This window comes from Zunongwangia sp. SCSIO 43204, assembly GCF_019904275.1.
In the GTDB taxonomy this organism is placed as follows: domain Bacteria; phylum Bacteroidota; class Bacteroidia; order Flavobacteriales; family Flavobacteriaceae; genus Zunongwangia; species Zunongwangia mangrovi.
On the sequence record NZ_CP063204.1, the window covers coordinates 3,293,716 to 3,315,782 of the forward strand.

19 protein-coding genes are annotated in these 22,067 nt (G+C 34.5%); 12 read left to right on the forward strand and 7 right to left on the reverse strand.

Going from position 1 to position 22,067, the window contains the following annotated elements:
- Nucleotides 1–51: 51 nt before the first annotated feature.
- From INR75_RS14645 to INR75_RS14675, 7 genes are all read left to right on the forward strand, one after another.
- A complete protein-coding gene (locus INR75_RS14645) occupies nucleotides 52–591 on the forward strand; it encodes an RNA polymerase sigma-70 factor (RefSeq protein ID WP_223089358.1) in 540 nt (179 codons plus the stop codon).
- Nucleotides 592–812: 221 nt separating this feature from the next.
- On the forward strand, nucleotides 813–1,682 hold the full coding sequence (locus INR75_RS14650; protein ID WP_223089359.1) for a FecR family protein: 870 nt from the start codon (nucleotides 813–815) through the stop codon (nucleotides 1,680–1,682).
- 219 nt (nucleotides 1,683–1,901) lie between these two features.
- Complete coding sequence (locus INR75_RS14655) at nucleotides 1,902–5,381, forward strand: TonB-dependent receptor (RefSeq protein ID WP_223089360.1); 3,480 nt, start codon at nucleotides 1,902–1,904, stop codon at nucleotides 5,379–5,381.
- Between the two features lie 4 nt (nucleotides 5,382–5,385).
- Nucleotides 5,386–7,128, forward strand: coding sequence for a RagB/SusD family nutrient uptake outer membrane protein (locus INR75_RS14660; protein ID WP_255584560.1), 1,743 nt, complete (start codon nucleotides 5,386–5,388; stop codon nucleotides 7,126–7,128).
- 13 nt (nucleotides 7,129–7,141) lie between these two features.
- Nucleotides 7,142–7,996, forward strand: coding sequence for an endonuclease/exonuclease/phosphatase family protein (locus INR75_RS14665; RefSeq protein WP_223089361.1), 855 nt, complete (start codon nucleotides 7,142–7,144; stop codon nucleotides 7,994–7,996).
- 425 nt (nucleotides 7,997–8,421) lie between these two features.
- Nucleotides 8,422–8,613, forward strand: coding sequence for a cold-shock protein (locus INR75_RS14670; RefSeq protein WP_092540874.1), 192 nt, complete (start codon nucleotides 8,422–8,424; stop codon nucleotides 8,611–8,613).
- Nucleotides 8,614–8,826: 213 nt separating this feature from the next.
- Nucleotides 8,827–10,353: a thioredoxin-like domain-containing protein gene (locus INR75_RS14675; RefSeq protein WP_223089362.1), complete on the forward strand. Its 1,527-nt coding sequence runs from the start codon at nucleotides 8,827–8,829 to the stop codon at nucleotides 10,351–10,353.
- 109 nt (nucleotides 10,354–10,462) lie between these two features.
- On the opposite strand, the gene INR75_RS14680 is transcribed toward INR75_RS14675, so the two are convergent.
- Complete coding sequence (locus tag INR75_RS14680) at nucleotides 10,463–11,065, reverse strand: DUF4251 domain-containing protein (RefSeq protein WP_223089363.1); 603 nt, start codon at nucleotides 11,063–11,065, stop codon at nucleotides 10,463–10,465.
- A gap of 400 nt (nucleotides 11,066–11,465) precedes the next feature.
- Between INR75_RS14680 and hpf the strand changes: the two genes are divergently transcribed.
- Nucleotides 11,466–11,765, forward strand: coding sequence for a ribosome hibernation-promoting factor, HPF/YfiA family (hpf, locus tag INR75_RS14685; RefSeq protein ID WP_092540878.1), 300 nt, complete (start codon nucleotides 11,466–11,468; stop codon nucleotides 11,763–11,765).
- 113 nt (nucleotides 11,766–11,878) lie between these two features.
- Here hpf and INR75_RS14690 read toward each other — a convergent pair whose 3' ends face one another.
- From INR75_RS14690 to INR75_RS14715, 6 genes are all read right to left on the reverse strand, one after another.
- Nucleotides 11,879–13,873, reverse strand: a complete 1,995-nt coding sequence (locus INR75_RS14690; protein ID WP_223089364.1) for an aconitate hydratase — start codon at nucleotides 13,871–13,873, stop codon at nucleotides 11,879–11,881.
- A 279-nt stretch (nucleotides 13,874–14,152) separates the two neighbouring features.
- Complete coding sequence (locus INR75_RS14695; protein ID WP_223089365.1) at nucleotides 14,153–14,872, reverse strand: MBL fold metallo-hydrolase; 720 nt, start codon at nucleotides 14,870–14,872, stop codon at nucleotides 14,153–14,155.
- Nucleotides 14,873–15,061: 189 nt separating this feature from the next.
- On the reverse strand, nucleotides 15,062–15,757 hold the full coding sequence (locus tag INR75_RS14700; protein WP_223089366.1) for an OmpA family protein: 696 nt from the start codon (nucleotides 15,755–15,757) through the stop codon (nucleotides 15,062–15,064).
- A 51-nt stretch (nucleotides 15,758–15,808) separates the two neighbouring features.
- Nucleotides 15,809–16,288 carry a lipocalin family protein gene (locus INR75_RS14705; RefSeq protein ID WP_223089367.1) on the reverse strand — a complete coding sequence of 160 codons (480 nt, stop codon included), beginning with the start codon at nucleotides 16,286–16,288 and terminating at the stop codon, nucleotides 15,809–15,811.
- A 91-nt stretch (nucleotides 16,289–16,379) separates the two neighbouring features.
- The gene (locus INR75_RS14710) at nucleotides 16,380–16,541 is read right to left on the reverse strand and encodes a DUF1328 domain-containing protein (RefSeq protein WP_092540888.1); all 162 of its coding nucleotides are present in this window, start codon (nucleotides 16,539–16,541) and stop codon (nucleotides 16,380–16,382) included.
- Between the two features lie 127 nt (nucleotides 16,542–16,668).
- Nucleotides 16,669–18,666 (reverse strand): thiamine pyrophosphate-dependent enzyme, encoded by a 1,998-nt coding sequence (locus INR75_RS14715; RefSeq protein WP_223089368.1) that lies wholly within the window; start codon nucleotides 18,664–18,666, stop codon nucleotides 16,669–16,671.
- Nucleotides 18,667–18,887: 221 nt separating this feature from the next.
- Between INR75_RS14715 and INR75_RS14720 the strand changes: the two genes are divergently transcribed.
- From INR75_RS14720 to INR75_RS14735, 4 genes are read left to right on the forward strand one after another with little or no spacing between them, the layout of a single operon-like run.
- Nucleotides 18,888–19,838: an isopenicillin N synthase family oxygenase gene (locus tag INR75_RS14720; RefSeq protein WP_223091949.1), complete on the forward strand. Its 951-nt coding sequence runs from the start codon at nucleotides 18,888–18,890 to the stop codon at nucleotides 19,836–19,838.
- 3 nt (nucleotides 19,839–19,841) lie between these two features.
- The gene (locus INR75_RS14725) at nucleotides 19,842–20,198 is read left to right on the forward strand and encodes a translation initiation factor (protein ID WP_092540890.1); all 357 of its coding nucleotides are present in this window, start codon (nucleotides 19,842–19,844) and stop codon (nucleotides 20,196–20,198) included.
- 2 nt (nucleotides 20,199–20,200) lie between these two features.
- Nucleotides 20,201–21,133 (forward strand): DUF1835 domain-containing protein, encoded by a 933-nt coding sequence (locus tag INR75_RS14730; RefSeq protein ID WP_223089369.1) that lies wholly within the window; start codon nucleotides 20,201–20,203, stop codon nucleotides 21,131–21,133.
- 1 nt (nucleotide 21,134) lies between these two features.
- Nucleotides 21,135–22,004 carry a nucleoside phosphorylase gene (locus INR75_RS14735; RefSeq protein WP_223089370.1) on the forward strand — a complete coding sequence of 290 codons (870 nt, stop codon included), beginning with the start codon at nucleotides 21,135–21,137 and terminating at the stop codon, nucleotides 22,002–22,004.
- Nucleotides 22,005–22,067: the final 63 nt, after the last annotated feature.

Sequence of the window (22,067 nt, forward strand, 5' to 3'; positions counted from 1 at the left end):
AATTTTTCGAATTCGAATAAGGCTACATTTGGGTTTTAAAACTAACCAAAGATGAGTTTGCTTTCAGATTTTAAGAAAGGAAATAAGACAGCCTTAAAGCAAATATATCTTCAATATCACCAAAATGTATATGCTCTCGCACTAAGTTTTACGAAAGATGCGCAACGAGCCGAAGATTTTGTACACGATGTTTTTGTAAAATTTTGGGAGCAACGAGAAAATCTCTCTGAACAGCATAATATTGAATCGCAACTTATTAGGACTGCAAAATTTTACATTATTAATCAGCTTAAAAAGAATAAGCTGGAAGTAGCTACGAATGCTGAAACTTCAGAAGAAATTTTAGAAGAAACTGAAGCTGAAAATAACCAAAATCAGCTCTATTTTTTAAATATGGCGATTAAAAAATTACCTCAGCAATGCCGTGAGATCTTCATTATGCATAAACTCGAAGGTCTTACTCAAAAAGAGGTCGCAAATTATCTAAATATTTCAGTAAAAACCGTAGAAAATCAGGTAGCGAAAGCAATTTCAGAATTAAGGAAACAATTACTTAATCATCGAGATAATAATCCCGTTACATTTCGATAGTTTTCAATAAAAGAAAAGCATCGCTAGTAAAATATTACTTTTTTACTTCCTCATATTATAAATTCTGCACAATATTTCATATAGTCAATTCATTGTTTTTCAGCAATTAAAACTCTGGCTTCCTTTTTTAAGATCACCAAAGCGTAAAAGAACCGTTACCAAAACATTAAGACGTAGGGGATCTTATTTTTCTATTTGAATACTTAATAGAAAAGCATAAAATGAAACATAAAAAAGATAAAGATCTTTCTGAAGCTCATTTCGATGAGCTTATTCATAAAGCCTGGAATAAACCGGTTAAAACCAATTCAGTTAAACTATGGCAAAGGATAGATAAGTCTACAAAAAGGCCAAATTACGTTTTTTGGAAATCAATTGCAGCCGTATTGGTAATCGCCTTGTTAACCACTGCAAGTCTAACCATATTTAATCCCGATGCACCAGGGAAAATGGTAGAAGTTACCAACACCGGCAGAACGCCAAAAGAAGTTCTTCTAGATGGTGGCTCCAAAATTCTGCTAAACAGAAATAGTTCGATTAGTTATTCAACTAAAAACACCAGAACACTTAAGCTTAACGGGGAAGCGTATTTTGAAGTTAAAAAAGACGATAACAAACCATTTATAGTAAAAACAGGCGAACTAAATCTAAGGGTTTTAGGAACTTCTTTTAATGTGAATGCCTATAAAAATGCAAAAAAGACTTTGGTTTCTCTTGTTGAAGGAAAACTTAAGGTTACCACGTTAAAGCATCAGGAAAAATACCTTTCACCAGGAGAGGAATTGGTTTTTGATAAAGAGAATAAGCGAATTCGTTTAAACACTTTTAATTCAAATAGTGTTCTCGCCTGGAAATCATCTTTGATAAAATGTGATAATACAAGTCTTGATTTTTTAATAGATCGATTAGAAAACTATTACAATATCAAGATCGATAATAAAACAGATTTTTCGAATTGCGTGATCTCTGGAGAGTTTAGAAGTGATCTAAGCTTAGCAGAGATCATAGAAATCATCTCTTTTTCTCACAATATCGAGTTTAAAGCACTTAATGAAAAAGAATATAAGATCGAAGGAAATATTTGCGAATAAAAATAATGGGGATAATCTCGGCCAAGACCATCCCCGGCAATTATTAAAATAACTATTAATAATAAGTCGCAAAACTATGAAAATACACGAAAACTAACTGAAAATAATTCTTAAAACAGCTAAAAATGAAAAATATGACCTAAAAACTACACCTCGGCAATTACAGGTCCCGGCCAGGACCTTAAGAAAAATAACTATTAATAAAGAATAATCATTAAAATGAATACAACCAAAAAGCGTTGGCGGTTAATAACCACGACAATTTTTATGCTGATGATCTACGGAATAGGAATTCAGCAATTAAAGGCAAAGACAATTAAATCCACAAACCTGGATGAAATTGTACAGCTTTTAGCCAAAAACTACGGAAACATCAATTTTGTATATAATACAAGAGCTTTTAAAGAAGTTTCTGTAACCGATTTTTCTCCGGAAAATAACGGAGTTGAAAATGAATTAAACCGACTTAAAAAAATTGTCCCACTCTCTTACATCAGAAAAAAATCTACGATCGCTCTTAAACTGAATAAAACTGAAATTCAGCAACAGCGAATAATTACCGGGACAGTAACCGATAGCGAAAATTTACCTATTCCGGGAGCAAGTGTTTTTGTTCAGGACACCAATATTGGAACCGCTACAGACTTTGAAGGAAATTTTAGCTTAGAAATTCCGGAAGGCGCAACTTCGCTTAGCGTGACCTATATGGGATATAAAAAACAGATCGTAACTATCGAAAATCAAACTGAGATCGATATTATTTTACAAACTGATGCAGCAAGTTTAGAAGAAGTTGTTTTAGTTGGATATGGGCAAACTAGTAGGGAAACCCTTGTTGATGCTGTTAGTAAAGTAGATGCTCAGCAAATTCAGCAACGTCCAATTGCAGATGTTTCTGCAGGTTTACAAGGATTAAGCCCAGGGTTAAACGTTACCCAAAGTAGTGGTGATCCTGCTGCAGAACCTAGAATCAATATTCGAGGATTTACATCTATAAATGGAGGTGAACCTTTGGTAATCATCGATGGGGTAGAAGGTGATATTAATAATCTTAATCCAAATGATATAGAATCGATAAGTGTTTTAAAAGATGCAGGAGCTTCAGCTATTTATGGTGCTCGTGGAGCTTTTGGTGTTGTACTTATTAGTACTAAAAATCCAAGCGAAGGTAATTTAACTGTAAGTGTAGATGCCACAACAGCGTGGAATTCTCCTACCATTAATACTGATTATTTAACCGATCCTTATCAGGCGGTGATGCTTGTAGATGAATCTTTCAGAACAGCTGTTGGTAGAAGTTATACCGGTTATAACGAAGAAGATTACCAAAACATTTATGAAGTTTCGCAGGATCCTTCTTTAGCCAGAGTGGAAACAGATATTCGAAATGGAAGAGAACAATACATTTATTATGGTCATACAGATTGGTGGGATTACTTCTTTAGAGATAGCTATCCAACGCAGATCTACAATGTATCGGTTTCTGGAGGTTCAGAAAAAATAAAAGGATTCTTCTCGTATCGTAACTATAACAGTGAAGGAATATTAAAAGTCCAGGACGATCACTATAAGATTTATAACCTGCGTGGTAAACTGGAAATGGAAATTAATGACTGGCTTAGTTTTACCAACAATATGCAATACAATAGTTCTAACGATCTAAAGCATGGTGGTAGTCAGTATGGATGGAACGATCAATTTAGTGGGAATATCTATGTTCATGGTTTACCTTCTTATATGCCGCAAAATCCAGATGGTACAGCTACATGGCGAACAGAACTTAATAATTATACGATTGGTGACGGTGCCTACGCTTCTTTACTTTATGGTAAAGCTAAACAGGAGACTGAAGAAGGAGAATTCTCTAATATCGCAACACTTAAAATAAATCCTTTTAAAGGTCTGGACGTTACTGCCAGTTACGCATATAGAAGAACAAATTATAATCGCTATCAAAGATCTGTAAATGTTCCTTATTCTATTTATCCCGGTGAAGTGAATACTATGGGAACAGACCAGTTAACAGAATATAATACTCGCTTTAAATATGATGCTTTTAATGTGTATGGTGATTACAGGCATCAATTTGGTGATCACAGTTTAAAAGCCACTTTAGGTTTTAATCAGGAAACTTTTTATACCAAAAGCACCACGGCAAGCAAACAAAATAGTATTTCAGACGATCTAAACTCTTTAGGATTAGCCACCAGTAATCCAGAAGCTTTAGGAAGTGCCGCAGAATGGGCTTTACAAGGAGTTTTTTATAGATTATCCTACGATTATAAAGACAAATATTTATTAGAAGTGAACGGTCGTTATGATGGAACTTCAAGATTTCCTGAAGAAGAGCGTTGGGGATTCTTTCCATCGGTTTCAGGAGGTTGGTTAATTAATAAAGAAGATTTCTTTTCTGGTTTAGATAATACCTTCGATCTATTCAAATTAAGAGCTTCGTACGGTTCTTTGGGTAATCAGGAGGTTGTTAATTATGCATACATGCCTACGCTGAATAAAAATATAGATAGCAACTTTGCACTTAACGGAAGAACTTTAGATTATATCTCGGCTCCAGGTTTAAATCCTCGTGAGATCTCATGGGAAGAAGTAAAAACCTTTGATATTGGGACAGATATTGCGCTTTTGGATAATGATATAAATATTACTTTCGACTGGTTTCAAAGAAACACCGATGGAATGCTTACCCAGGGAGCAACTTTACCAAGTGTTTTGGGAACCAGTTCTCCACAGGAAAACGTAGCCGATCTAAGAACTCGTGGTTTTGAATTAAGTTTAGGTTACAATCATACTTTTGAAGTTGCTAAGTCTCCTTTAAGCGTCGGCATTACAGGAAATTTATCCAATTCGGTTACAGAGATTACAAGATTCGATAATCCTAATAACAGTTTATTAGATTATTATGAAGGGATGACCATTGGAGAACTTTGGGGATATCACGTAGATGGATTATTTCAAACTGAAGAAGAAATTGTAGGCCACGCAGATCAAACTCGTGTCGCTAATCGTATTACCGCAAATGGCGGATTGCAACCAGGAGATGTGCGTTATGTAGATCTAAATGGAGACGGTGTTATCGACGAAGGTGAAAATACACTTCAGGATCCAGGAGACCGTAGAAAAATAGGAAATACAGCTCCGCAATATCTGTATAGTTTTAGAGTAAATGCAGCATGGAAAGGTTTTGATCTGTCTGCATTCTTTCAAGGCGTAGGCGAACAAGACTGGTATCCTAATACAGATTCCAGAATCTTCTGGGCAATGTATAACCGTCCTTACGATACTTTTATTCGTAAAGATCTTGCGAATAATATCTGGTCTCCAGATAATAGAGATGCTTATTTCCCTAGATTATTTGGTTATATCGCCTTATCAGATAATGATGCTTTAGGCGCAATAAACGACAGATATCTGCAAAGTGTTGCGTATTTAAGACTTAAGAATCTAAGCCTAGGATATACCATCCCAAAAAGGATTACAGAAAAGTTCAATGTTAGCAAATTCAGGATCTATTTTAGCGGCGAAAACCTGCTCACTTTTACTTCGCTAACAGATTATATCGATCCAGAGGCGGCAAGTAATTCAGTAAACCTAAACCAGCCTTCAACTTCTTCGAATCGAGGTACTGCACAAACAATTCCGTTTAACGAAACCTATTCGGTTGGGCTATCCCTTCAATTTTAAAATTATGATGATGAAAAATATTAAAATACTATTCATCTTACTGATAGCAACATTATTTAGCTGTAGTGATGATCTTTTAAATAAAGAACCATTATCTGATGTTACCGAGGATAACTTCTTTACAAAAGCCAGCGATTTACAATTATATACCAATGGTTTTTATAGAATGTTGCCTAGCATTTCAATCTATAATGGCGATAACAGGGCAGGAAATATTCTAGAGACTACTTTAAGTGAAGAAATGCGTAGTGCTCGTACTATTCCTACCACCGGTGGCGGTTGGGATTGGGGGTATCTTCGTGATATTAATTACTTTCTAGAAAATTACCAAAAAGGTGACGATGCAGCTGCCATTGCTCACTATGGCGGTGTAGCCAGATTCTTTAGAGCTTATTTTTATTTTGATAAATTGAAACGCTTTGGGGCTGTTCCTTATTACGATTATTCGATCGATCCAGATGACGAGGAAAGTCTACATAAACCAAGAGATAGTCGACAGTTTATCGTAGATAAGATTTTAGAAGATCTTGATATTGCTATCGAAGATCTAAACGAAGAACAGCAAACTTATGCGGTAACCAAATACACTGCTTTAGCCTTAAAATCCAGAGTGGGATTATATGAAGGAACATACGAGAAATATCGTGGCATAAGTGATTACGAAACCTATTTACAAGCTTCAATCGATGCTTCAGAAGAATTAATGAACAATTCGCCTTACGGTGTTTATACTTCAGGAAATCCAAATACAGATTATTTAAATTTGTTTAATGAGCATGACGTTAACGGAGCTGAAGTTATTATGGCCAGAGAGTTTACGCGCGATATCGATGTGACTCACAATGTAAATTATTACACGACGACTTCTTCTTACGGGCGTCCTGGCATGCCTAAAGATTTGGTAAACACTTATCTTAATGTAGATGGAACCAGGTTTACAGACCAACCAAATTACAACCAGATATTCTTTACTGAAGAAGTAGCCGATCGTGATCCTAGACTTTCGCAAACCATTAGAACTCCGGGTTATACTCGTAAAGGGCAAACACAAGAACTTCCACCTAATTTAGGTGCAACGGTAACCGGTTACCAGATCATTAAATATGTAACTGAGCCGCAATACGACACCAACGAACAATCTATCACAGACCTACCAATTTTTAGATTTGGTGAAATTTTATTGAATTTTGCTGAAGCTAAAGCTGAATTGGGAACAGCAACACAGGCAGATATAGATAATTCTATAAATTTGCTTAGAGATCGCGTGGCTATGCCTCATTTATCGATTACTGAAGTTAATAATGATCCAGATCCTTACATGCAGGATCAATACCCACAGGTAAACGGAAGCAATAACGGACTTATCCTCGAAATTAGAAGAGAACGCAGAATCGAACTTTATATGGAGAATTTCTTTTGGGATGATATCGTTAGATGGGAAGCAGGACAGTTTATCACAAGACCTTTGCGAGGATTGTATGTGCCAGGCCCGGGTGAATATGATTTTGAAGGCGATGGGGATACAGATGTTGTGTTTTACGAAGGTGATGCTCCAGGAAACCAGGTAGAAGGAATTCAGTATCTGAGATTAGGATCTGATGTTTATCTAAGTGCGAACAATCTTATCGATCCACAACCCAATTTTAATAATAGAAGTTTTGATGAAAATAGGGATTATCTTTATCCAATCCCTCGAATAGAATTACAACTAAATCCAAATTTAGAACAAAATCCCGGTTGGGAATAAATTAATAAATAGAATGAAAAATAGAATTTTAGGCGTATTACTTTTCTTCTTTGCTTTAACACTTAGTGCACAGGAAGATCCATTAAAAATTATGAGTAGCAATATTAGAATGGCTACTGAAAATGACGGTATTAATTACTGGAACTTTCGTAGAGACTGGTTCAACGAGATGGTGAAATTTGAGGATATCGATGTTTTTGGAGCTCAGGAAGTATTGTACTCGCAATTAGAAGATATGCAAAGTGGTTTGGATGAATACGCGCATATTGGTGTGGGTAGAAGAGGAGGTAAGGAAGGTGAGTTTTCGCCTATTTTCTATAAAAAAGATGCCTTTGAAGTTTTGGATAGTGGCACTCTTTGGTTATCTGAAACTCCAGAAGTTGTTGGCTCTAAAGGTTGGGATGCCGCTTTACCAAGAATTGTAACCTGGGCAAAATTCCGAAGAAAAAAAGATAAAAAATTATTCTTTTTCTTTAATACCCATTTTGATCATGTAGGAACTGAAGCTCGTAAAGAAAGTGCCACTTTAATACGAAATATCATTGCAGAAAAGATCACTAAAGGAACTCCTGTTTTTGTAACGGGCGATTTTAATGTTCCACCGTCTTCTGAAGCTTATAAAACTATGATCTCAGATAAAGGTGAAAGTCTAAAATTACTAGATACAAAGTTAAATGCTGAAAAAAAATATGGCCCAACATATACCTTTAATGGTTTTCAGTTAGAGCCAAATCAGGATAGAGATCGTATCGATTATGTTTTCTACCAGGGAGATGTGAATATTAAAAGTTATCAGGTTTTAGATGCGCAGCGCGGTCCTAAATTTATTTCAGATCACTTTCCGGTGATCGTAAAGGCACAAATATAATTGTAAATAATTGTAATTAAGACAAGTAGTTTGTAGTGCAGTTTGATTTTTAGTATGAAAAGGGCTGTCCGTTAGTGGGCAGCTCTTTTTTGTTTAGATAATACTGCCTTAGTTTAATTATAGGAACGAGGTGAAATTGCTTATTTCCAAATCATATTTTAAACTACAAACAACTAATTTCTATGAAGTTAAAAACAAAATCAAAACACAAATCGATTTAGCTATTGAGGTGAAAATTTTAAAGATTTCTACGGAAGATTTAATCAATTACTTGATCATTAAATCATAGTACATTTGTGTAATTACAGACGGATAAATATTATATTGCTGATTACCAAAAAATTAAAATTTAAAATAAATCCATCTTATAGTGTTTTATCCAAATATTAGTTTCACCTTTGTACCACATAATTTAATATATTAAAATGAATAAAGGAACAGTAAAATTCTTTAATGACACTAAAGGATTTGGATTTATCACTGAAGAAGGAGTAGACAAAGATCACTTTGTACACGTAACAGGTTTAATTGACGAAGTACGCGAAGGCGACGAGGTTAAATTTGATCTTCAGGAAGGTAAAAGAGGATTAAACGCAGTAAACGTAGAAGTTATATAACATATATTTTTTCAAGGTTTATCAAAAAGCCCATCAGAAATGATGGGCTTTTTTAGTTTAAATAGATCATTATTTTGTAATACCGTTTTCCAGTTTTAACAATCAAATTTGAAGTGTAAGTGTAGAGTGTATATATAAATAAGTAATTTAATTTATTTTTCGGAATAATATTTGATTACTAACTTTTAGGCCTAAAAAAATGTTTATATCTTCATGAGAAATTTTTACACGCTATTATTAATTATCTTGTTTTTTGGCTTTTATGGTTGTAATTATAAAAAATCTAAAAAAAACAATCCCGTTAAAAGTCAATTAGAAGAAAAACAATCGAATAGTATTGTTATTAGAGGAGTGTTAGCGGATAGTAGCAAATTTCAATCGGTAACAATAGCAAATTTATCTGGTTACTCACAAAGCGAAAGTGAATCCTATAAAAACAACAGTATCATTACTGATTCCACTTTTTATACCTATCAAGAGTTTGTAGATACTACGCAATTCATAAGATTATTGGCATCTACTCAAGAAAATATAATTTACGCGACTTCTGTTTTTGTAAACCCTAATGATACAATTACCTTTAAAATAAAGGATAATAAAATGCAATTTGCTGGTCCAAAGGCAGATGAGTTTAATTTTTATGCTGAATTAATGGATTCTGTTGGATCTTATGGAAAAGAAAACTATTTAGGAAGCCTCAAAAACTATAAAGATAGAATTGATTCTATTTATATGAGAAAGCTTAATTTTTTAGATCATTACGTAAAAACACATGATATTGATTCAGAAAATTTTAAACAACGGTTTGAAGATGAACTTAGGTATGATTATCTATGGAGTTTATTGAATCCTACAGATGAAGGTTTTTTAGCCACCGTTCAACATGAATATCGTAATAATGAAAAATTTTTTAATTATGATGATTATTTTGGGAAATTAGATCTGAGTGAATTTCAAGATCGAAATAAACTTTTTAATTTTTCTTACCGAAACACGCTTTACAGCCTTATTAGTATATATTTTGATACTTCGCCATATGCACCATTTTCTAAGGATAAATTTATAGCAGAATCTAATTTTATAGAAGAAAATTTTAGTGCAGAATTTAAAGAATTTATTTACGCTGAAATGTTTTTTAAATATTTTCAGCACGGCTTAGGGAAAAGCGCTACCGATAATAAGCTCTTTAAAAAAGCTTTGTCAGACTTTAAAGACAATTATCCAAATTCGTCGCTAATACCAAGAATAAATGAACTTTTTAAGGATTTGGAATTTACTGGATTCACTTTTCCAGATAAAACACTAAATACAAAAGTGATCAACACAAAAGGAGATACGCTAAGTTTTAATCAGGTTTTAGCAAATTCAGAGAGCAGAATTAAGGTTTTGGACTTTTGGGCAACATGGTGTGCGCCATGTATTGAAGATTTAGAGGAAAGTGTATTGTTTAGAAAAAACTTAGAGAGCCAATACAATGTTGATTTTATATATCTTTCTGTAGATATTAATAAAGAAGATTTTTTCAGAAAATACCAAAGCCTAAAACATAACTTTAATAAATCGAATGTTTATTTTTTAATTGATGGCACTAAATCAAAGCTTAGTGAATATCTTGATATTAAATGGATTCCAAATTATACCATCCTAGATGAAAACAATAATATCCTTATCAATAAATCTGTAAGTCCTAGAATAGAAAATACATTCTTAGAAATCATTCAGGATATTACTTCTGAATGATAATTGATAACTTAAATATATTTGAACTATAATTTATATTATGTAAAATAGAATAATACAAACCTTAGCTCTATTAGAATAATTATAATTATACTTTTCAAATACGCTCTTATTTTCCAATTTCACTTTCGTCCTGTTCTTCCTCTTCTAAGCGATCAAATTTACCGGTATAAGAAATATTATCTCTTTGCGAGCTATTTACAGATGTACTGGCATTACCATTTGCGTATAAAGTGATAAAAAACTGGTAGTTTTCTGTTTCATCATTAGCCGTAAATTCGTAGCGCACATACTTTTTATTTTCGTTTTCCGTAATTTCCAGATCTTGCGGTATTCCTTCAAATTTTATTCCGCTACGATCATTATAACCGCCACCCATTTGCCGAACGCCAAAATATGGCAAATAAATATCTACAGAATCTCCCTTGAATTTTATGTAATTAGTATTGCCTATTAGGTTTACGTTACCGCTATTAAAATTTGGGTTATTAATAAAAGTTACAGTATTTGCTCTCATGGGATTTGCCCATCTATTTTCAATTTCGAATTCCTTTTTCTGTGCAAAGCTTTTCAAGTCTTCAAAACTAGTTATATCCTTCACAGTATAATCTGTCGCACCACAGCTTACAAGTATTAAAATTCCAAGAATTACAACAAACCTGGAATATAATTTTATACTCGATTTTATATAATTTTGACTATAATTTTTCATTTCTATTGTATTTAAAATCAATAGTATAAGATACAAAACAAATTCTAATTTTACACTTAACCGATGTTTTTATTAATAGCTCGTGTTCTTTAGAAAAATAGTAATAAAATTAAGCTAAAATTGACTAAAATTTCTCTTAATTCCATTTAACAACCACTTTTAGGCCATTATTCAAAAATAAAAAAGAAGTAACCCCTAAAAATTTAAGGTAATATTGATAAAATATAGTTTTTTATAAAACTAACCCCTATAAAAAAGGGGTAATACTCTAAAAAATTTGAGATTAACACATAGAAACCTATAAATTTTTAAATCTATCTTAATTGTTTCTAAAAGAAGCCACAAAAACTTGTCTAAATAGCGATTATTAGCTTTCTTAGGCCTATCAAAAAAAACTTTTATGGAAACGATTTATCAATTTGTTGCTTTAAGTAAAAGCGAACGTTTGCAGAACTTTGTAAATGAAAAGCTCGAAAAAATAGAGAGAAAATATGACTTCATTACACGTGCTGAAGTACATTTTAAAAGAAATCACGCCGATGACGACAAAGGGTTTATTTGTAATATAAAATTAAGCATTCCCGGGCCACAAATATTTGCTGAATCTAATGCCGATTCTTTCGAAGCTGCAGCCGCACAAACAGTAAAAGATCTAGATAAACAACTAGACAAGAAAAAAGGACAAATGCAAACGCATTAAAATCTTATTGAAGATAGTTATTTCCCAAACATAAATAGCTAAACTTTAAAAACCCTTTCAGAAATCTGAAAGGGGTTTTTCATTTGTATTTTCAAAGCATTTATCTTTAAAGCTTATGCCTCTTCTTTCACTTGCTCTTCTTTTAAGCGTTCCTTAAACTCGTTAATGATACCTCCTTTTAGAAGGACATTAATTTGACGGTCACTTAAGGTATGTTTTGCCTCAAATTCGGTATTCTCTCCGTTTTCTTTTTTAATCACAACCTTTATATTATTGCGATTTTCTACATCTTCGCGTAAGTTTTTAAAACTTACGGTATCTCCTTGCTCTATTTTATCGTAGTCTGATTCGTCAATAAATTCTAATGGTAGAATCCCAAAATTCACTAGATTTTGCCATGCGATTCTCGCGTAACTATTGGCAATAACAGCATGCTGACCTAAATATTTAGGAGCAATTGCGGCATGCTCACGGCTAGAGCCCTGTGCATAATTATCTTTAGCAACTACAATATGGCCTCCCTCCTTTTCTTTGGCTTCCATGGCACGATCGTAGAAAGTTTCATCGACTACTGTAAATGCAAATTTACTGATCTCGGGTAGGTTGCTTCTAAACGGTAAAACTTCAGCACCCGCTTTTAAGATTTCATCTGTAGAAATATTATCGCCCATTTTTAAAAGAACCGGTACATTAATTTCATCTGCTAAAGGTTCTATTGTAGGAAGCGATTTAATATTTGGTCCTTTTTCTAATTTTACCTCTTCACCATCTTCCGCAGGTGCTACCAGCATATCCTCATTAATGATCTCAATTTCTGGAGCTTCATATTTTGGATACTTCATGTCGAAGATCTTTTCTAAATCCCTAGGATCTGTAATTTCTCCAGTTAATGCTGAAGCTGCCGCAGTTTCTGGGCTTACTAAATGAACCTGGTCATCTTTTGTTCCACTACGATCTGGGAAGTTTCTCGGCATAGTTCTTAAACTAATGGTTCCTGAAGCTGGCGCTTGTCCCATCCCTATACATCCCATACATCCAGATTGGTGAAAACGACCACCTGCTTTTATAAGATTGGCAAAAGCACGATTATCGATCATATTTTGGATGATCTGTCTGGAAGTTGGATTTATATCTAAGGAAACATCTGGATGAACAGATTTATCTTTTACAATAGCCCCTGCGATCCAAAAATCCCGTAATCCTGGATTAGCGGAAGAACCAATAACTGCCTGACTTATTTTTTTACCGGCCACTTCTTCTATCGGAACAACATTTCCCGGGCTGGTTGGTAAAGCGATTAAAGGAATTAACTCGCTTAAGTTTATCTCATCATTAAGTTCGTACTCACAACCTTCATCTGGCAATAATTCTACCCAATCTTCTTCTCTCTGCTGTGCTTTCAAGAATTTTTTTGTTTCCTGATCACTAGGAAAAACCGTGGTAGTTGCACCAAGTTCAGCTCCCATATTTGCAATGACGTGACGATCCATAGCGCTAAGTGTATCTACACCCGGGCCGTAATACTCAATAATTTTTCCTACTCCGCCTTTAACGTCATAGCGGCGAAGCATTTCCAAGATCACATCTTTTGCACTTACCCAGTCTGGTAATTTCCCAGTTAATTTAACGCCCATTACCTGTGGCATTTTTACATAATAAGGTTGTCCTGCAATAGCTGCAGCGACATCCAAACCACCGGTACCAATGGCTAAAATTCCTAAAGAACCTGCTGCCGGAGTGTGACTATCTGATCCTACTAACGTTTTTCCCGGTTTCCCAAAACGCTCCATGTGCACAGGGTGACTAACACCATTTCCTGGACGGCTAAACCATAAGCCAAACTTTCTAGCAGCAGAAAGTAAAAATTTATGATCATCGGCATTTTTAAAATCGGTTTGTAATAGATTATGATCTACATATTGTACAGCAACTTCGGTTTGTGCTTTTTTTAGGCCCATGGCTTCTAGCTCTAATTGCACTAAAGTTCCTGTAGCATCCTGAAGCAAAGCCTGGTCAATCTTGATCCCAATCTCTTTTCCGGGAGTCATCATATCTCCTTCAAGTAGATGCTCTTTAATAAGTTTTTGAGTGACGTTTAATTTTGACATAGTTGGTTTCTTTTATCCCTTAAATTAAGAATAAGCGATAGAAGAAATAACCTCTTTAACAATAAGTTATATTGAAATTAAACAATTTTCGCATAGTTTTTAGAAATCGTGGAAAGATGGAAAAACTATAATCGATTTAAGTAGCAGCTTCTATGGATAAGAGTTTAGTCTATTCAATCGTAAATGAAACTTCAATAATATTGAGCAAAAAAATACCCTGTAATCTTCAATTTGAAAAATTACAGGGTACTACTCTCCTATTTGTCGGAGCGATTTATATTATTTGGTTCGGCTTAATCCGTTTAAAATATCGATCTGCTGACCTTCATCTACATTAAAAGCAGGTTTTCCTTTTCTTGGGAAAAAATAGGTAAACTCATCTTCAAAAGCATTCCAACTTTCTGCAAGACCAAAATCGTCGTTTTCACGCTTCATTTCTGGACGCTTAAATGTATTTAATTCTGAATCATAATCAGATCCCACAGCATCGTCCCCCGGAAATAACATTCCGTCATTAATTTCAGAATACACTAAAACTGAAGCTCCTCCATTTCCTGGAAGGTCAATTACTTTAATTCCAAAATGTTTAAGGTCGTTAGCCTGAGTTGTAATATCTTTTGTTTTAAAATCGTCTTTAAAATTATTTCTTGGATGCGCGTAGATTGGAGCTCCGTTAGCATCTTCAGAAATTGTTTTTAGATCGGCATACGCATCATCCAAAATACCATCACAGGTGATAAGAATTCCTTTGATCTGGTAACCTTCGTCAACTAACTTTTTAACGGCTCCTTTGGTATCCTCTTCTACAACATCGATTAGGATAATATCTCTTCTGTTTATATGTCTTATTGCATATCCCTGGTTAAAAACACCGTCTTTCTCTTTTCCTTTTATTAAAAATGTATCTGGAATTAGTTTAAGAAATTTACCGGTTTCGCCTTGCTGAATATATTCAGCAGACTGGCTATGCAACACCTCCATTTTATCAACAGTCTTCATATAAATTGATTTTTTTATTAGTTAGTTTGAAGATACGAACCTACTCAGCTTTTCACAAGGCTGTTTAGATGGGTTTAACTCGTATTTAGCAATCCATTAACGGACTGGTAATTGCATTTACAATTCCCTGAAAATAAAAAACCACCCGAAAAAGGTGGCTTGATTTTATATTTTAAACCGTAAGATATCTTAGTTCTCTGAAGTTTGCTGTTCTGCCTCTTGCTTAAGCTCTTCGTTTGCAACAATAGCAATCTCTACTCTTCTATTTTTAGAACGACCTTCTGCAGTTGTATTATCATATTTTGGTTGAGATTCTCCATACCATTTAGTATCAAATCTACTAGCAGAAATTCCGTGATCGGTTAAATAATTGGTAACCGCCTGCGCTCTGTTTTTAGATAAAGTTAAATTGTAACTATCGCTTCCTGTATTATCAGTATGACCTTCAACTAAAATGTTAGTATCTGGATATTCCTTAAAAATACCAGCAAGTTTATCTAAAGTTTCTTCAGACTTACCATTGATATTATATTTTTCAGTAGCAAAATAAACACCGCTGTTTTCATCGAAAGTAACGTTGATACCTTCTCCTACACGTTCTACTTCAGCACCTGGAACTTCAGTTTCAATTTGTTTTGCCTGCTTATCCATTCTATTACCAATGTAAGCACCGGCTGCACCACCTACAACACCACCAATAATGGCACCTAAAGCAGTATTTCCATCTCCAGTGTTATTCCCAATAACTCCACCAATGGCTGCACCACCAGCAGATCCTATAACAGCTCCTTTTTGTTTATTGTTTGCATTTTGAATAGCATCGCAACTTACTAATACGCTTGCTGCGAAAAATACAGCTACAATTTTATTTAATGTCCTCTTCATAATCTTATTTTTTATTGTTGTATTTCAAATTTTTAATCGATCGTCGAAAATCTACTTAGTAAACATCATTCTTATTACAAACGGTGATCCTTCTAAGGTTACTGTTTGTTCCCATACCATAGAAGTCCCGGTTAGACTCACAAGATTTAATCTAAAACCCTGGTCACCATTAGTAGATTTATAGTTTTCGTTAACTGGCTTTAGTAAAAAGTCGTACATCCCCTGCGGAGTATTTTCTTCGTCGATAGACCAGATATAATATCGCGTTCCAGCAACACAATCGGCTCCAGAAACTTCATAAGTTCCGCGATTATTATTAGATACAAAATCCCAGGTGCTTCCTTCGAAGCAACTTGCAGAAGCATCATTAAATAGTGTTACATCAAATGTTCCCGTGTTGTTAGGGTAAGTAATATTGGTAAGCGTCCAGGTGCCATCAAAGGTTTTCCTAGCCTCTTTAGCTACTTTACTTGGTCCTCCACATGACACTAATACGACTAAAAGTGCCATAATTGAAATTACTTTTTTCATGGTAGTAGTTTTTATAAATAAAAAACCAATGTAGCGCAACAAAAAAATTGGTGAGGTCTACATTGGGTAAGTTTTCTTTAGCTGCCTGGGATTATCTTCTAAACAGTCTACTTATTAAAGAGATAACAAGTAATACTACAAAAATGTAAAAGATGATCTTCGCAATATCTGTAGCACCTTCTGCGATTCCTCCAAATCCAAAAATTGCGGCTACAATAGCAATAATTAGAAAAATTACAATTAAACGTATCATAATAGATTATTTTGATTAGCTAAGCCTAAATTAGTATAGGGATTCACCGTGAACAAAAGATTATTAATACTTTAACAGAGGTGTTGTTAACAATTCTTAATTAGATTCTGCTAAAAAATATTATTTATTAATATTCTATTAATTCTTTTATTTTTTCCTGAAATCTTTGATATGGTAAATACCCAGTTTCTAAAGCCGAATTAAACGGAATAGGCGTCTCTAAACTTCCTATTCTGAAAACTGGCGCATCTAAAAATTTGAAGCAATTTTCGCTAATCTGAGCTGCTATTTCTGAAGCCATACTTCCAAATAAAGAGTCCTCTGTAAGAATGATCACTTTTCCAGTCTTTTTTACTGAAGTGAGAATAGTTTTAGTATCCAAAGGCTGAAGTGTTCTTAGATCAATGATCTCTACATTTTCATAAGATTCTTCTTCGACGATCTTTGAAGCTTCCTGTAGCGCAGCACCATAACTAATAATAGTTAATTTAGAACCAGATTTTACAATATTCGCTTTACCGATATCTGTAATATAATGTCCCGTACAAATATCTTCTTTCTGCGTTCTGTATAAAGCCTTATGTTCAAAAAATAAAACCGGATTAGGGTCATTAATTGCTGCAAGTAATAATCCTTTGGCATCACTGGCGTTTGAAGGATATAAGACTTTTAATCCCGCAACTTTTGTAAACCAGGCTTCGTTAGACTGGCTATGAAATGGCCCTGCTCCTACACCTGCACCGCATGGCATTCTAATCACTACATCTGCATTTTGCCCCCATCGATAATGTTGTTTTGCCAGGTAATTCACAATAGGATTAAACCCCGAACTTACAAAGTCTGCAAATTGCATTTCTACAATAGCCTTCATTCCACTAATCGATAAGCCCGCTGCTACTTCTATAATTCCGCTTTCACAAATCGGGGTATTTCGAACCCGTTCTTTGCCAAATTCTTCTGCAAATCCTTTTGTGATCTTAAAGACACCGCCATAATCTGCAATATCCTGTCCCATTAAGATCAAGTTTGGAAATTTTCGCATCCCAATTTTTAAAGCATCGCTTATGGCATCTATAAAACGTAATTCTGTTTTTTCTTCGGAAATTTCAAAAAGTTGATCTTCCACCGATTGAAAAACATCATTTAACTCGGTAGTTTCAATAAATTTAGGAAAATCATCTTCCGCAGTAATGGCTAAATGCGCTTCAATATCCTGTTTTATTTCCCATTTAATATGCTCGGCCCAATCCCAGTTTAAAATTCCGCAATCCAATAAATGCTTTTCATATCTTACGATTGGATCTTTCTGTTGCCAATGGGCTAAAAGTTCATCTGGAACATAAGCCGTGCCACTGGCCTCTTCGTGACCTCGCATTCTAAAAGTTTTAAATTCGATAAGAACTGGTCGCGGATTTTCGCGAACCTCTTTAGCGATATTCGACAATTTCGAATGAATTTCTAAAATGTTATTTCCATCGATTATGTGCGATTCCATGCCATATCCCTTCGCTCGATCAGCTAAATGCTCACAACGATATTGCTCGTCTGTAGGTGTAGATAAACCGTAGCCATTATTCTCAATACAAAATAAAACAGGTAAATCCCATACGGAAGCAATATTTAAAGCCTCATGAAAATCGCCTTCACTGGTACCGCCCTCTCCTGTGAATACAGCACAAAGTTTGTTTTCTCGTTTTAGTTTATGCGCTAAAGCAATTCCATTTGCTACTCCCATTTGAGGACCAAGGTGAGAGATCATGCCTATGATCTTATATTCCTGACTTCCAAAATGAAAACTGCGATCTCTACCTTTGGTAAAACCATTCATTTTTCCCTGCCATTGCGAGAATAAACGGTGCAATGGTATATTTCTGCTTGTAAAAACACCTAAATTACGGTGCATAGGCAAGACATATTCATCTTCTTTTAGAACAGACGTTACTCCAACCGCAATTGCTTCCTGGCCAATACCTGCAAACCATTTACTTATCTTTCCCTGTCGTAATAAAATGAGCATTTTCTCTTCTATCAACCTCGGTTTTAAAAGACTTTTATAAAGATTAATCAAGAAGTCGTTTGAGTAGGCTTCAGAGTCAAAAATCATTTCAGTAGAAAGGTGATCCATAGCGAAGAATTATATTCAAATGTAACCAATTAGAAAATGAGAAATCTATCATCTTCAGCAAAAAATCATGATCCCTTTAGATTATTATATCATTTAAAATACGTAATTTTAATATTACATACAGCTATCGTATGTGTTAGCTAAGTCTTAAATACTGTTGAAATTGGCCTTTTTTTCATTAAGTTTGTGTGCTTTATCAATAAAAAAGAGATTAAATGGCAATGACTAATATACCGAGCGTAGATCTCGCAGATTTTGTATCAGACGATCCTGCGAGAAAGCAAAAGTTTGTTGATGAAATAGGAAAGGCTTACGAAGAAATTGGTTTTGTAGCTTTAAAAAATCATTTTTTAAGCGACGAACTGGTAGAAGAATTATACAAAGAGGTAAAAGCTTTTTTCGATCTTCCGGTAGAAACCAAACAAAAATACGAGATCGAAGGTTTAGCTGGCCAACGTGGTTATATTTCCTTCGGAAAAGAACATGCTAAAGGTAAAAAAGAGGGCGATCTTAAAGAATTCTGGCATTTTGGACAAGAACCTGCAGAAGATGCAAACCTTAAAGAAGAATACCCTGAAAATGTTCAGGTTTCAGAATTAAAAGATTTTAATCATGTAGGTATGGAAGCTTACCGCATGTTAGAAAAAACAGGAATTTACGTACTACGAGCACTTGCTGTTTATATTGGTTTAGAAGAAACTTACTTTGATCATTGGGCAAGTAACGGGAATTCTATCTTAAGACCTATCCACTATCCTCCAATTACCGAAGAGCCTAAAGGAGCGGTTCGCGCCGGTGCTCATGGTGACATAAATTTAATTACATTGTTAATGGGAGCTTCTACCGGTGGCTTACAGGTATTAAGAAAAGATGGTGAATGGATCGATGCTGTTCCTGGCGAAGACGAATTGGTAATTAATGTTGGTGATATGCTAGAACGCCATACTAATAATAAATTGCGATCTACAATTCACCGGGTTATTAATCCACCAAAAGAACAATGGAGCGAACCACGCTATTCTATTCCGTTCTTTATGCATCCACGTAGTGAAATGCCTTTAGATTGTTTAGAAGAATGTATCGACGAAGAAAATCCAAAACATTACGAAGATATTACCGCAGGAGAATTTTTACACCAGCGTCTTGTTGAAATTGGATTATTGAAAAAGTAATTTATGGCTAAAAAGAAATTAGGACTAGAGGATTTAGGCGGATTTGTTTTTTCTACGAATGATGATTTTGATGAAAATGATTACGTAGAAAATGAACAGGAAGAAAACCTGGAACCAAAAGACCAGCGTCTTGAAGCTCATTTTAGTAATAAAGGCCGCGGTGGTAAAACCGTGACCATAGTGAAAGGATTTGTAGGTCCCGATGAAGATCTAGTTGCATTGGGCAAACTTTTAAAGAAGAAGTGCGGTGTGGGCGGCTCTACCAAAGATGGTGAGATTATCATACAAGGTGACGATCGTGAGAAAGTAATGCAAATTCTTAAAAAAGAAGGATATAATGTAAAACGAGTTGGTGGATAATTTTGGATAAAAAACCTTTACATATTATAAACGGAGACAGCCTTGCAGAAAGCGTGGCAGATCTTGATTTGCCAGGCCAACAGGTAGTTTGGCGAGAAATGTTATGTGAAGGACCTACCGTGCAGGAAGTCGGTTCAGCTGAGTTTGTAAAGATTAGAAAGAAATTTTTAAATACTTATTACGGAATTTCAGGCGAAGATTATCAAAATGAATTTGTTTCAGAAGTAAAAAAACTAAAAAAGATCGAAGACTACGACCATATTATCTTATGGTTTGAATTCGATCTTTTTTGTCATATTAATGTTTTAGCCACCATTAGCTACATTACAGAACATAAAAAAGATGTCCCATTTTATTTAGTGTGTAGCAAAAAATTGAAAGGAGACGAGAAACTAACTCCGCTTTCCCAGCTATCAGAAAAACAGCTTTTAAATCATTATAATAACAAGATCTTATTAATAGAAAATGATCTTGAGGTTGCTAATCTTATGTGGGAAATGTATTGTAGTGATAATCCTTTGCTGCTAAAAAGACAAATAAAAACCAATACCAATTTTGAATATTTATCCAGTTGTATTAGAGCTCATATCGAACGTTTTCCTAACAGCGTAACCGGTATAAATTCTTTAGAGCGAAATATTTTACGCTTAATTAGAGAACGAGATATCCATAACTACACGCAACTTATGGGATATGCCTTAGAATATCAAGGCTATTATGGTTATAGCGATGCTCAAATGAAACGAATTCTCGAGAAGCTTTCTATTTTTTACGCTGCGGAAGAAAACCAAATTAAACTTACCGAAAAAGGCCATTTAATACTCGATGGCAAAAAGAATTTCTACAGAGAATTAAAGAACGAAGATGTTTTTGGCGGAGCCAAAATGTATGATTTCCTTTATGATCCTGAAGTACACCAATTATTAAAATTATAACATGCCCTTACAAGCTTCTGAATTTATTCTGAATGAAGATGGTAGCATCTATCATTTAAATTTACGACCAGAACATTTAGCAGATACTGTAATTACGGTAGGCGATCCCGATCGTGTAGATAAAGTGACTCAGCATTTTGATGAAGTAGAATTCAGCATCAAAAAAAGAGAATTTCATACGCAAACAGGAACCTATCGCGGTAAACGAATTACGGTAATTTCAACAGGAATTGGCACCGATAATATCGATATCGTTTTTAATGAACTTGATGCGTTAGCAAATATTGATTTCGAAAAAAAAGAAGTCAAAAAACAACTAAAATCACTAGATATCATTAGAATTGGCACTACCGGAAGTATTCAAGCAGATATTCCTATCGATTCATTTTTATTAAGCGAAAAAGCTATTGGTTTTGATGGTTTGCTTCATTTTTACCAGAGTGAAAAATTCTTAGATTCGGCATTTTCAGAAGCATTTATTGAGCATATGCACTGGTTTGAGAAAAAAGCAAATCCTTATTTGGTTGAAAACAGTAAGACACTTCAGCAAAAATTAGATTCCGAAGATATTTTTAAAGGAATTACCGCTACAAATATCGGTTTTTATGGGCCACAGGGACGCTCTCTTCGTCTTGGCTTACAGGACGATAATATGAATGCTAAACTGTCCCATTTTAAATATTTAGATCAAAAAATCACTAATCTTGAAATGGAAACTTCTGGCATTTATGGGATGTCTAAACTTTTAGGACATCATGCTGTTTCTATGAATGTGATCCTGGCGAATCGTGCCACGGGAGAATTTAGCAGCACTCCTAAGAAAACAATGGAAAATCTTATTGGTTATTGTTTAGATAAGCTTACTTCCTAAGCCTTATTTAACAGAAAATTAGAATACCAACAAAGGTCAACTTTGTATTTTTGGTTAAACACA

Coding starts and splice junctions, on each gene's coding strand:
- INR75_RS14660 (WP_255584560.1), top strand. CDS start 5,386: ATGATGATGAAAAATATTAAAATACTATTCATCTTACTGATAGCAACA.
- INR75_RS14715 (WP_223089368.1), bottom strand. CDS start 18,666: ATGGATCACCTTTCTACTGAAATGATTTTTGACTCTGAAGCCTACTCA.
- INR75_RS14720 (WP_223091949.1), top strand. CDS start 18,888: ATGACTAATATACCGAGCGTAGATCTCGCAGATTTTGTATCAGACGAT.
- hpf (WP_092540878.1), top strand. CDS start 11,466: ATGGAAACGATTTATCAATTTGTTGCTTTAAGTAAAAGCGAACGTTTG.
- INR75_RS14735 (WP_223089370.1), top strand. CDS start 21,135: ATGCCCTTACAAGCTTCTGAATTTATTCTGAATGAAGATGGTAGCATC.
- INR75_RS14725 (WP_092540890.1), top strand. CDS start 19,842: ATGGCTAAAAAGAAATTAGGACTAGAGGATTTAGGCGGATTTGTTTTT.
- INR75_RS14665 (WP_223089361.1), top strand. CDS start 7,142: ATGAAAAATAGAATTTTAGGCGTATTACTTTTCTTCTTTGCTTTAACA.
- INR75_RS14645 (WP_223089358.1), top strand. CDS start 52: ATGAGTTTGCTTTCAGATTTTAAGAAAGGAAATAAGACAGCCTTAAAG.
- INR75_RS14650 (WP_223089359.1), top strand. CDS start 813: ATGAAACATAAAAAAGATAAAGATCTTTCTGAAGCTCATTTCGATGAG.
- INR75_RS14690 (WP_223089364.1), bottom strand. CDS start 13,873: ATGTCAAAATTAAACGTCACTCAAAAACTTATTAAAGAGCATCTACTT.
- INR75_RS14695 (WP_223089365.1), bottom strand. CDS start 14,872: ATGAAGACTGTTGATAAAATGGAGGTGTTGCATAGCCAGTCTGCTGAA.
- INR75_RS14675 (WP_223089362.1), top strand. CDS start 8,827: ATGAGAAATTTTTACACGCTATTATTAATTATCTTGTTTTTTGGCTTT.
- INR75_RS14705 (WP_223089367.1), bottom strand. CDS start 16,288: ATGAAAAAAGTAATTTCAATTATGGCACTTTTAGTCGTATTAGTGTCA.
- INR75_RS14710 (WP_092540888.1), bottom strand. CDS start 16,541: ATGATACGTTTAATTGTAATTTTTCTAATTATTGCTATTGTAGCCGCA.
- INR75_RS14680 (WP_223089363.1), bottom strand. CDS start 11,065: ATGAAAAATTATAGTCAAAATTATATAAAATCGAGTATAAAATTATAT.
- INR75_RS14700 (WP_223089366.1), bottom strand. CDS start 15,757: ATGAAGAGGACATTAAATAAAATTGTAGCTGTATTTTTCGCAGCAAGC.
- INR75_RS14655 (WP_223089360.1), top strand. CDS start 1,902: ATGAATACAACCAAAAAGCGTTGGCGGTTAATAACCACGACAATTTTT.
- INR75_RS14670 (WP_092540874.1), top strand. CDS start 8,422: ATGAATAAAGGAACAGTAAAATTCTTTAATGACACTAAAGGATTTGGA.